Source organism: Micromonospora gifhornensis (genome assembly GCF_016863515.1).
GTDB lineage: Bacteria > Actinomycetota > Actinomycetes > Mycobacteriales > Micromonosporaceae > Micromonospora > Micromonospora gifhornensis.
The window spans coordinates 1-11,364 of sequence record NZ_BOPA01000070.1 but is presented as its reverse complement, the minus strand read 5'-3'; the positions used below and the strand labels follow the sequence as shown (position 1 = coordinate 11,364).

Genomic DNA, 11,364 nt, shown 5'->3' with positions numbered 1-11,364 from the left:
CAGGCTGACCTGACCCTCGGCCCAGTCGACGTGCGGGGTGGGTTCGTCCACGTGCAGCGTCGCCGGCAGGGTGCCGTGTTGCATCGCCTGGACGACTTTGATGACTCCGGCGATACCGGCGGCGGCCTGGGTGTGGCCGATGTTCGACTTCAACGAGCCGAGGTGCAGCGGCGTGTCGCGCCGCTGCCCGTAGGTGGCCAGGATGGCCCGGGCCTCGATCGGGTCGCCCAGGGCGGTGCCCGTGCCGTGCGCCTCCATGAGGTCCACATCGGAGGGAGCCAACCCGGCCACGGCCAGCGCCCGGCGGATGACCCGCTCCTGCGAGGGGCCGCTGGGTGCGGTCAGGCCGTTGGAGGCGCCGTCCTGGTTGATCGCCGAGCCGCGCAGCACGGCGAGGACCGGGTGGCCGTTGCGACGGGCGTCGGAGAGGCGTTCCAGCACGACGAGACCGGCGCCCTCGGCCCAAGCGGTGCCGTCGGCCGTGGCGGCGAACGCCTTGCAGCGGCCGTCCGGTGCGAGGCCGCGTTGTCGGCTGAACTCCAGGAACATGCCCGGCGTGGCGAGTACGGTCGCCCCGCCGGCCAGCGCCAGGGTGCACTCTCCCTGCCGCAGCGCCTGCGCCGCCAGGTGCAGCGCCACCAGCGACGAGGAGCACGCGGTGTCGACGGTGACCGCCGGGCCGGTCAGCCCCAGAGCGTACGCGACGCGTCCGGAGGCGACGCTCGCCGTGGTGCCGGTGAGCAGGTAACCCTCCGTGCCCTCGACCGGCTCGTGCAGTCGCGGCCCGTAGTCGTTGTCCACCACGCCGACGAACACCCCGGTTCGGGTGCCGCGTAGCGACTCCGGGTTCAGTCGGCCGTGTTCCAGCGCCTCCCACGCGGTGTGCAGCAGCAGCCGCTGCTGCGGGTCCATGGCGCTGGCCTCGCGCGGGCTGATGCCGAAGAAGTCGGCGTCGAACTCGGCCGCGCCGTCGAGGAATCCTCCCCGCCGCACATAGGTACGTCCCGGGGTGCCGGGATCCGGGTCGTAGAGCGCGTCGAGGTCCCAGCCACGGTCGGTGGGGAACGGGCCGGTGGCGTCCCGCCCGTCCCGCACGAGCTGCCACAGGTCGTCGGGTGAGCCGACCCCGCCGGGGTACCGGCAGGCCATGCCGATGACGGCTACCGGCTCGTCGCGGTAGCCGCTCTCCTGCTCCGGGTCGGCCGGTCCGCCGCCGGTCAGCGTCCGCAGGTGCGCCACCACGGCGCGGGGGGTGGGATGGTCGTAGACCAGGCCGGGGGAGAGGGGGACGCCGGTCGCCGCGGCGAGCCGGTCGCGGAACTCCACGCTGGTGACCGAGTCCAGGCCGAGATCGCGGAACGTGGTATCCGGGTCGATCGCTGCCGGGCCGACGCGGCCGTGGGCGACCGCGACGGCGGTACGCACCAGGTCGAGCAGTTCCTCGTCGGAGCGGCGGGGCGTGCCGTCGGGGGCGCGGGTGACCTCCGGTGCCGCGATCGCTGCGTTGTCCTGGTCCAGCCAGTGGCGGCTGCGCTGGAAGGCGTACCGGGGCAGGTCGACCGCCTGGCGGGCACCGAGCAGGGCGGTCCAGTCCACCGCCGCGCCCCGGGTGAACGCGGTGGCCAGCGCCGTCACGGCGGTGTCCGGCTCGGGGCGGTCGCGGCGCAGCACCGCGACGGCGGCGAGCTCCGCCACGTCGTGCGCCAGTGCGGTGAGCACCGCGTCCGGTCCGACCTCCAGGACTGTGCGGACGCCCCGGTCGCGCAGGTCCCGGACCGCGTCGGCGAACCGGACGGTGTCCCGGACGTGGCGTACCCAGTGCTCCGCGTCGGTCACGTCGGGGTCCGTCAGCGCGGACACCACGGGGATCGTCGGCTGCGCGAACTCGATGTCGGCCAGTGCCTGCGCGAAGGAGACGCGCATCGGGTCCATCCGGGCCGAGTGGAAGGCGTGGCTGACCCGTAGCCGGCTGGTCCGCCGCCCCCAGCCGCGCACGGTCTCCTCGATGGCGGAGACGGCGTCGTCGTCGCCGGCCACCACGACCGACTCCGCCGCGTTCACCGCCGCCAGGTCGGCCCCGGGACGCAGGAGCGGTCGTACCTCCTCCTCGCTGGCCGACAGGGCGACCATGGCGCCGCCGGTCGGCAACGCCTGCATGAGCCGGCCCCGGGCCGCCACCAGGCGGGCCGCGTCGGGGAGGTCCAGCACGCCGGCCACGTGCGCGGCGGCGATCTCACCGACCGAGTGGCCCGCCACCGCGTCCGGTCGCAGACCCCAATGGGTGAGCAGCCGGAACAGCGCCACCTCCACGGCGAACAGTGCGGGCTGGGCGAACTCGGTGCGGTCGAGGGCGTCGGCGTCGTCGAGCACCTCGTCGAGGGGGCGATCCAGGTGCGGGTCGAGTGCCGCCGCGACCTCGGCGAACGCCTGGGCGTACACCGGGAACCGGGCGGCCAACTCCCGCCCCATGCCGGCCCGCTGGCTGCCCTGCCCGGTGAAGACGAACGCCAGCGTGCCGGCCGGGGAGCCGGTCACCGTGCCCGGGTGGGGCGTGCCGGCCGCCACCGCCGCCATCCCGGCGCGCAGGTCGGCCGCCGTCTCGCCGACCACCGCCGCCCGGTAGGGCAGCGTCGCGCGGGTCGTGGCCAGCGAGAACGCCACGTCGGCCGGGTCGGCGGCCAGGCTCGTGAGCTGCCCGGCCTGCGCCCGCAGGGCCTGCGGGGTGTGCCCGGAGACCACCCACGTCAGCGGTCGCGCCGCGGGAGCCGGCTTCCGCGCCGTCCGCAGCGGAGCCTCGGTGAGTACGGCGTGGGCGTTCGTGCCGCCCATGCCGAAGGAACTGACCCCGACGACCAGGGGCCGCGGCACGGTGTGGCTCTCGGTCACCACCCGCAGGTTCAGCTCGTTGAGTGGGATGCGTGGGTTCGGGGTGGCGAAGTTCAGGCTCGGCGGCAGCGTCCGGTGCCGTACGCAGAGCACGGCCTTGACGAACCCGACGATGCCCGCCGCGCCCTCCAGGTGCCCCACGTTGGTCTTGGCGGAGCCCACCAGCAGCGGCGTGTCGCGCAGCTGGCCCAGTGCCGCGCCCAGCGCGGCGGCCTCGACCGGGTCGCCGACGACCGTGCCGGTGCCGTGCAGCTCGACGTAGTCGACCTCGCCGGGCGTGGTGCCGGCCCGCTCGTGGGCCAGCCGGATCACCTCCCGCTGCCCGTCGCTGCCGGGCACGGTCAGGCCGTCGGTGACACCGTCGTTGTTGACCGCGCTGCCGAGCAGGACCGCGTGCACCCGGTCGCCGTCGGCGAGCGCCCGGTCCAGCGGCTTGAGCACCACCAGCCCGCCGCCCTCGCCGCGCACGTACCCGTTGGCCCGCGCGTCGAAGGTGTGGCAGCGGCCGTCCGGGGACAGCGCGCCGAAGCGTTCGGCGCCCAGCGTGCTCTCCGGCGCGAGGTTCAGGTTCACCCCACCGGCGAGGGCCAGTTCCGACTCGCCGCGGCGCAGGCTCTCGGCGGCCACGTGCACGGCGACGAGGGCGGAGGACTGCGCCGAGTCGACGGTGATGCTCGGGCCGTGCAGCCCGAGGTGGTACGAGACGCGGTTGGCGATGATCCCCCGGTTCGTGCCGGTCAGCGAGTGCGGGCCGATGGCGTCGGGACCACGGCGGCGCAGCAGCGTCGCGTAGTCGTCGGAGATGGCGCCCACGAACACCCCGGTCCGGCTGCCGGCCAGCGCGTCCGGGCGGATCCGGGCGTCCTCCAGGGCCTCCCAGCTCAGCTCCAGCACCAGCCGCTGCTGCGGGTCCATGGCCGCCGCCTCGCGGGGCGGGACGCCGAAGAACTCGGCGTCGAACAGGTCCACCGCGTCCAGGAAGCCGCCCCTGCGGGCGCGCCCGTCCGGGTCGCGTCGGGACGCGGGCGGGTCGGTGATCGCCTCCCGCCCGTCGCGCAGCAGCGCCCAGAACGCCTCCGGGTCGGCGGCGCCGGGCAGCCGGCAGGCCAGACCGACGACGGCGACCGGCTCGTCGGGGGCGCTCACGCCCGTCCTCCCTCGACCTGGGCGAGCGCGCCGTCGACCGCCGCCCGGTGCCGTGGGTCGGCGCCGCTCATCTCGAGTACCTGGGCGAGGGTCCAGAGCCGGGTGTGCGGGAAGTGCGCGGGTGAGCCGTGCACGTCGTCGTGGGTGATCGTCCGGAAGTCGCGGACGTGCGTGCGGAGCAGGGCCGGGTCGGCGGGCGGGATGATCTCGTCGCGTCCGCTGGCCACGTACGCCACCGGGATCCGTACCCCGGCCAGGTCCTGCGGGGTCAGGGCCCAGTTGCGGACGTGGTCGAAGACCGTCGCCGGGGTGGTTTGCGTCAGCCGGGCCAGGGTGTCCACGGTGACGCGGGGCACCGCCGCCTGCCACTCCTTGTCGGTGAAGAAGGCCGCGACCGGTGCGCCGGCGGTGACGATTCCGCGCAGTCGGGGTTCGGACGGCGCCGCGCGCAGCGCCAGGTGCCCGCTGAAGCTCAGCGCCAACGCGTACGCCCGGGAGGTGTCCGCGCGTTCGGCCACGGCGTCCAGCAGCACGCCGAACAGGGCGGCGCTGTCCAGGTCGTAGCGCAGCTCGTTCTCGCCGACGCCCGGTAGCTCGGTGACCACGGCGGCGAAGCCGTAGCGCGCCAGCTCCGGCAGGATCGGCGCCCACTGCTCCTTGATGCTGACGATGCCGCCGGTCATCAGCAGCACCGGACGGCGTTCGGTCGTGGACAGCCCGGCGGCCCAGGCCCGGACCACACCGCCGGGCAGTCGCAGCTCCAGGCGTTCGATCCCCGGCACGGTACGACGCCACCGGTCGAACACCGCCACGCAGCGCCGCAGCGCCTCGGCCCGGCCCGGTGAGTCCACGAAGGGGAAGCGGGCCAGGTTGTAGAAGGTGGTGGCGGCGAGCAGGTCACCCGCCTGTTCCCGCTCCTCGCCGGCGCGGATCCACTGTGTCGTCCAGGAACGGGGCCCGTCGCCGTCGTCGTCGATACGGGCGAGCACGCCGTCCGCGCTGGCGTTCTGGGCACTGACGTGGGCGAGGACGTACTGCTTCAGCTCTGCGACGTCGTTGCTCATGCCGGGTTCTCCAGTTCCTGCTTGAGGTCGGTCAGCACGTCGGCCGCTTCCGCCCCGTCGATGACGCGGTGGTCGAAGGTCAGGCTGAGGCGCAGCACGGGTGCGACGGTGATCTGGCCGTCACGGACCACCGGCCGGTCGGCGACACGTCCCACGCCGATCGTCACCGTGGTGCCCCCGACGGAGTGGAAGCCGTCGACGTCGCGGTGCCCGAGGGAGGTCACCGCGACGGTGCCGGTGAGCAGCGGGCGGACGCGCAGGTCGCGCACGGCCCGCCGGAACCGGGCGTACGCCAGCGGCAGGGCCGAGGCGTGCACCCGACGGATGCCCGCGAACTCGGGAGCGCGTTCCGGGTCGACGGCGCGGATCCGGCTCAGGTGGGCCTGCACCTGGTCCACATCGGCCTCGTGGACGTTCGGCACCACGGTCGCCAGCACGACGCGGGCCCCGTTGAGGACACCGTCCACGGTGACCTTGGCGTGCACGAACGGGTACCGGGCCACCCGGGCGCGCAGCCGGCCCTGGATCGCGGCGTTGGCTTCGGGATGCTTGGCGAGCACCCGGCCCGCCGCCACGACGACGTGGCTGACGATCGACTGCCGCCGTCCGTCCGCCCGCGCCCGGTTCCGCTCGGCCAGGACGCGGCTCATGTCCACCTCGGCGTCCAGGTGCACGGGCGCGAAGGACCGCACGGCCTCCAGGAAGAAGAGGGTGTGCCGGCGCTCGCGGGCGACGGGGGAGACGCTGGTCACCGATCCACCGCCGTCGCGTAGATCCCGCCCAGGCTGTCGGCGGTCAGGACGGCCGGGAGCGAGATGGACCGCCCGGTGGCGCGCTCCAGCGCCGAGCAGAGCGCGAGCAGGTGGACGGAGTCCCATCCGGCGACGTCGTCGAGGTGGCGGTCGAGGTCGCTCTCCTCGATGGGCAGCCCAAGCTCGTCGCGGACCAGGGTGACGAAGTCGTGGACGGATCGCAGGGTGCTCACGGGGTTCCTCCGGGGGGCCAGGAGCCGGTCAACTGGACATGTTCCGGCGGTCGGGGCATGTCGGTCAGGTCGTGCCGGAAGTGGGTGGCGTCGAGACGCGTGAACCCGTTGCGGGGGTAGAAGTCGGCCACCTTGGCGTTGCGACGGCTGGGCAGGTACTCGGCGGTGACGGCGGACGCGCTGCTGCCGCGTGCGTGGCGCAGGATCTCGGCCAGCGTCGCCGTCTCCACCCCGCGGGAGAAGGCCCGGCAGCTCAGCACGAAGTTGTCGACGTGCAGGACGTCGTCGTCGTGGCGGAGGACGACCGCGCCGACGAGCCCGATGTCGCCGAAACGGTCGGCGCAGCGCACCGTGAGCACGGTTGCGGCGGGGTGGCGCAGCAGAGCGAGCACGTCGGCGGGCGCCAGTCGCCGGGTGGTCAGGTTGAACTGGTTGGTCCGCAGCGTCAACTGCGAGACGCGGGGCACGTCGGTCTCGTCGGCGACGGCCAGGTCCACCCGTACCTTGAGCTCCGCCAGGTAGTCGCGCAGCGAGTCGAAGGAGTGCAAGAAGTCGCGGCGCTCCACCTCCGCGCGGTACAGACCGGGTCGTTGCCGGTCCTCCGCCGTCAGCGTCACGGTGTCGAACCAGCCGTCGGCGAGCAGCCGTCCGACGTGATCGGCCGGCTCGTCGTCGACGGCGACCACCGCCACCTCGGGCAGTTCGCGGCGGACCAGGCCCTGCTCGAACGGGCTGTCGTCGACGAAGACGACGCTGTCGAGCCCGAGGTTGAGGTCCTCGGCGAGGGTGCGCAGGTTCTCGTGCTTGGGCCGCCAGTTCGCCACGACCCGGACGAAGTCGTCCTCCCGCAGTGTCATGCCTGGGTGCGCGCGCAGCGCCTCGCGTACCGGCTCGGGGTCGTTCTTGCTCACCGCGGCGACCAGCACACCCTGCGACCCGAGCTGGCGGACGACCCGCTGGAACTCGCGGAACGCCTCGCCCCGGTGGCTGTCGGCCACCTCGACGGCGAGCGGGCCGACCTCGCCGACGACCCCTCCCCAGACGGTCTCGTCCAGGTCCAGGGCGAGCACCTTGCGGGCCGCGCCGGCACGGGCCCGGGCCAGGTGGGCGACCTCGCGGGCGTAGGCGTGCAGCAGCGGCGGTGTCAGGTGCGCCTTGGCGTAGACGCTGAGCCGGGCGTCGCGGACCGCGAGCCCGGTCGCCGCCCAGGGGTCGAGGTCCACGACCACGACGGTCGGGTGGTCCTGCGACAGCCGCAGCAGGCGGGCGTTCGCCTCCCGCCACACGGCGCCGAGCAGGGCGCGGGACCGGTGGTCGATCAGTTGGGCGGGGAAGATCCTCGGCAGGGGGATCGTGTTGAGCACCACGGGGGTGGTCGAGCGGGCCAGCAGCCCCTCGATCAGGTCGATCTTCGCGGTGAAGGTGTGGGCCACGTCCTCGGGACGCCACGGTGTCGGCACCTGGTCGAAGACGACCTGGGCGTCGAGCAGGGTCAGCAGCAGCGACGAGTCGTCCGGGGCGGCGAGCGCGTCCAGGTAGCCGCCGAAGTCCCCGAGCCGGGGATCGAGCAGCAGGCCGTGCCGGGCCAACTCCACGGTGAGCAGCGGGACCAGCGGGGCCACCGTGCCGTACCCGCTGACGGTGATCGGCACGACCGGCACGTCCGGGTGCGCCGCCCGTACCGCGTCGGGGCCCACCCGTTCGAGCAGCCGACCCGCCCGGTGCAGCTCGGTGTCGGGCAGCTCGGCGAGCAGCGCGCGCAGGCGGGGGAATTCGGTGGGCAGCCGGCCGCTGCGGTACAGCTCGGACAGCTCAGCCGCCGCGTCCGACCCGGTGGCGGACGGGGCCGCGGCACCCGCCGTCACAGGCCCTCCAACGCGAAGCCCGACTTGATCCACTTGCTGGACTCGATGGACACACCCAGCGCCCGCTGTCCCCCGGCGAGTCGGGCGAGCGCCCGTTCGAGCTGGAGGAAGACGATTCCGTTGCCGTTGTTGCCGGTCTCCGCCACACAGCTCACCTCGGTGGCCTGCGGCAGCTTCAGGCGTTCCACGATCAGCGCGGTCATCCGGCCGGACAGTTGTGGCGGCAGCACGTAGTCGAGGTCGTCGCGCGCCCAGCCCAACTCGCCGAGCAGCTCCTCGACGACCTCGGCGGCCAGGTCCGGCACGTGGCGCTCGATGGCCTTGTAGTCCTCGGTCGCCGCGGGCCGGTTGCGGTCCTCGGTCGGCCCGAACCACTCCAGTGTCGCGCCGGGTTCCCGACCGAGGCCGACCAGCCGGGTGAAGGCCGAGCGCAGCGCCGCCGCGCCCGCGACCTCGCCGACCCGCAGGACCGCGGCCCCGACGCCGTCGCCGAACAGGACGTAGTTGACGAACTCCGCGGGCGGCAGCTTCCGCAGGTCGGCGGTCAGGTCGTAGAACCGGGCCACCACGTCCCCGCCGAGCACGAGGGCGGTGCGTGCGGTGCCGCCGAGCAGCAGGCTGCGGGTGACGGCCAGGGCCTGCACGGCACCCGAGCAGCCGGACTGGAGTTGGTAGGCGGGCACCCCGTCGATGCCCAACCGGTCGGCTACCACGGTGGCTGTCGTCGGCATCAGGCGGTCCGGTGTGGCGGTGCCCAGCACCACCAGGTCGACCTCCTCGGGCGTGACACCCGCGGCGTCGAGAGCCCGGCTTCCGGCCTGGTGGGCCAGGTCGGCCAGCGTGTGCCGGATCTCGCCACTGTCCAGATCGACGGCGAGGTGGCGGGTACGGGTGCCGATGAAGGCGTCGACCCACTGCTCCCACAGGCGGTCCATGCCCAGCCGCCGGCCCAGCGTCGCGTTGTCCACCGTCGGCCCGGGCAGCGCCGAGGCCGCCGAGAGTACCGAGACGGTCCTGGTCATTGCAGTCCTCCCGAGGGGTCGGCGTGAGGCGGTCATCGTCGGCGCGACCGCTAAAGCGGGTCCAAAAGCGGGCGGCCCGACTGTGGCGCTCCGTCGACGCCATGCGTTTTGCTGTCCGCGCCGCGGCGAGTTGCCCGAGACCACCCGACCGAGAGGTCCTCGCATGACCCTTGCCCATGAACGAGCGGACGGGCGGAGCCTGGTGTCTCGCCACCCGGACCGCCCGGACCTGCCCCTGTCGCTGGCCGACGCCGCCGGCAACCGGGTGGACTACAGCTACGACGACGGCGGGCGGCTGCTGCGCGCCTACTCCCGGGCCTTCGACCGCGACATCGAGACGCGGACCTACCACCCGGACGGATCGCTCGCCTCGGCCACCGACGGTCGGGGCGCGACCACGGGGTACCACTACGACGGGCGTGGACGCCTGGCCGCCATCGACCCGCCCGAGCCGCTCGGCCAGATCCGCTTCGCCTACGACGACGATTCCCACGTCGTCCAGGTCACGCACGGTAACGGCCAGCGCGTCGGCTTCACGTACGACGCGTCGGGTCGACTGGTCGAGGTCCGTGACGACGACACCGGCCAGGTGCTCGGGGACTTCGCCCACGACTCCGCCGGCAACCTGACCCACCGGTCCGGCCCGGGCTGGTCGGAGTCGATCCAGTGGCGTGACGGCCGGCGCATCGGCTCGGTCCGGCGCGAGGGCCGCGAGGTGGAACAGGTCGGCTACCGCCACACCGCCTCCGGTGCGCTGGCCGCCCAGTTGGACCTCAACGGCACCACCACCTACGGTTACGACGTCGCCGGTCGGCTCGCGGTGCTCGACGACCCGTTCGGTGGCCGGACGAGCTTCGAGTACGACGGCGCCGGGCGGCGTACGGCCACGGTCTTCGCGGGCGGGGGCAGCCAGCGCACGGAGTACGACGCGCTGGGCCGGCCGGTGCGCCTCGTGGTGGCCGACGGGCGGGGCGACCCGGTCCACACGGTGTCGTACGACTACGGCGGTGGTGCCCTGCTCGCCGCCCGCACCGTCGACGGCGTGACCACCGAGTACGCCTACGACGGCCTGGGCCGGGTGGTCCGCGCCGGTGACGAAGAGTTCGGCTACGACCTGGCGAACAACCTGATCCGACTCGGTGGCACCACGTTCGACGTCAACGACGCCGGGCAGCACGTGCGCTTCGGTGAGACGGTCCTCGGCTACGACCGGTCGGGCAACTTCGTCGACGAGGTGAATCCGACGGTGCGCTTCACCTACAGCCCGACCAACCAGACCCGTACCGGGTCGGTCGACGGCCGGCAGGTGGTCGACATCCGCTACGACGGTCTGGACAATCGCGAGCCACGCCGGATCCACGAGACCACGCTGGACGGGCGGTCGGTGACCCACGTTCTGCACCGCACGTCGCTGGGCATCGTCCGGGTCACCGACGACGTACCCACGGCGTTCGTCAGGGAGCCCAGCGGCCGGCTGATCGGGTTGCGCACGGCGGACGGGACCCGCTACCAGGCGGTCACCGACCACCAGGGATCGGTGTTGGCGCTGCTGGCCACGGACGGGACGCTGGCCGCCACCTACACCTACAGCGCGTTCGGCGCGGTCACCGCGACCAGCGGCGTCGCGGCCGTCAACCCGTTCCGCTACCTGGGCGCCTACCAGTTGCTGCGGGGCGCCCACTTCCTGGAGTGCCGCATCTACAACGGGGCATGGGGGCGGTTCACCCAGCCGGATCCGCGGCACCAGGCCCGCGCCCCGTACACCTTCGCAGACAACGACCCGGTGAATTTGGGCAACCCGGCCCGCACCAATTTCTGGGCGACGCTGTCGCGGCCGCCGCGGGAGGCGGTCGCGGCGTTCCACGGCACCCCGCCCCCGCCGACGACGTTTCTCGGCACCGGCATTCCGTTCATCACCCGACGAGGAGACGACAATGACTGAGCGACTGGAGACGCGACCGCAGGCCCTGCTCATCAAGGTGCCCACCGAGATCGTGGTGAAGGTGGTCGACGACGTGGACGTGGCCGCTCCGGCGGTGGGGCAGGTGGGCAAATTCGACGACGAGTTGTACGACGAGGCCGGTGCCCAGATCGGCACGTCCAGCGGCAACTTCCGCATCGAGTACGTGCGACCGACCGACGGCGGACTGCTCACCTACTACCAGGAGGACATCACTCTCTCCGATGGGGTGATCCACGCGGAGGGCTGGGCGGACTTCAACGACGTGCGGACGAGTAAGTGGGTGTTCTACCCGGCGACCGGGGTGAGCGGCCGCTACCTGGGCCTCACCGGCTTCCGGCAGTGGCGGATGACGGGCGTGCGCAAGTCCGCCGAGGCGCGGATCCTGCTCGGCGAGTGACCGCGGCGGGGGGTGGGCGCCGTGGGCGCCCACCCC

Annotated in this window: 8 protein-coding genes; 2 read left to right on the top strand and 6 right to left on the bottom strand. The window is 73.5% G+C overall.

What is annotated here, in order from left to right:
- The 6 genes from Vgi01_RS29385 to Vgi01_RS29360 all read right to left on the bottom strand — a co-directional run.
- The coding region (locus Vgi01_RS29385; protein ID WP_204293233.1) for a type I polyketide synthase at window positions 1–4,032 on the bottom strand (4,032 nt) is incomplete at its 3' end.
- Window positions 4,029–5,096, bottom strand: coding sequence for an alpha/beta hydrolase (locus Vgi01_RS29380; RefSeq protein WP_013733054.1), 1,068 nt, complete (start codon window positions 5,094–5,096; stop codon window positions 4,029–4,031). The genes Vgi01_RS29385 and Vgi01_RS29380, both read right to left, overlap by 4 nt.
- On the bottom strand, window positions 5,093–5,848 hold the full coding sequence (locus Vgi01_RS29375; RefSeq protein ID WP_013733055.1) for a 2-oxo acid dehydrogenase subunit E2: 756 nt from the start codon (window positions 5,846–5,848) through the stop codon (window positions 5,093–5,095). Before Vgi01_RS29375 ends, Vgi01_RS29380 begins: the two co-directional genes overlap by 4 nt.
- Window positions 5,845–6,081, bottom strand: a complete 237-nt coding sequence (locus Vgi01_RS29370) for an acyl carrier protein (RefSeq protein WP_013733056.1) — start codon at window positions 6,079–6,081, stop codon at window positions 5,845–5,847. Before Vgi01_RS29370 ends, Vgi01_RS29375 begins: the two co-directional genes overlap by 4 nt.
- Window positions 6,078–7,946: an HAD-IIIC family phosphatase gene (locus Vgi01_RS29365; protein ID WP_013733057.1), complete on the bottom strand. Its 1,869-nt coding sequence runs from the start codon at window positions 7,944–7,946 to the stop codon at window positions 6,078–6,080. The genes Vgi01_RS29370 and Vgi01_RS29365 overlap by 4 nt, the downstream gene beginning before the upstream one ends.
- Window positions 7,943–8,968 carry a 3-oxoacyl-ACP synthase III family protein gene (locus Vgi01_RS29360; protein ID WP_204293232.1) on the bottom strand — a complete coding sequence of 342 codons (1,026 nt, stop codon included), beginning with the start codon at window positions 8,966–8,968 and terminating at the stop codon, window positions 7,943–7,945. Before Vgi01_RS29360 ends, Vgi01_RS29365 begins: the two co-directional genes overlap by 4 nt.
- 163 nt (window positions 8,969–9,131) lie before the next feature.
- On the opposite strand from Vgi01_RS29360, the gene Vgi01_RS29355 reads away from it, so the two are divergent.
- Together Vgi01_RS29355 and Vgi01_RS29350 are read left to right on the top strand one after the other, a co-directional pair.
- Window positions 9,132–10,910 (top strand): RHS repeat-associated core domain-containing protein, encoded by a 1,779-nt coding sequence (locus Vgi01_RS29355; RefSeq protein ID WP_204293231.1) that lies wholly within the window; start codon window positions 9,132–9,134, stop codon window positions 10,908–10,910.
- Window positions 10,903–11,328, top strand: a complete 426-nt coding sequence (locus Vgi01_RS29350; RefSeq protein WP_013733060.1) for an allene oxide cyclase barrel-like domain-containing protein — start codon at window positions 10,903–10,905, stop codon at window positions 11,326–11,328. The genes Vgi01_RS29355 and Vgi01_RS29350 overlap by 8 nt, the downstream gene beginning before the upstream one ends.
- Window positions 11,329–11,364: the final 36 nt, after the last annotated feature.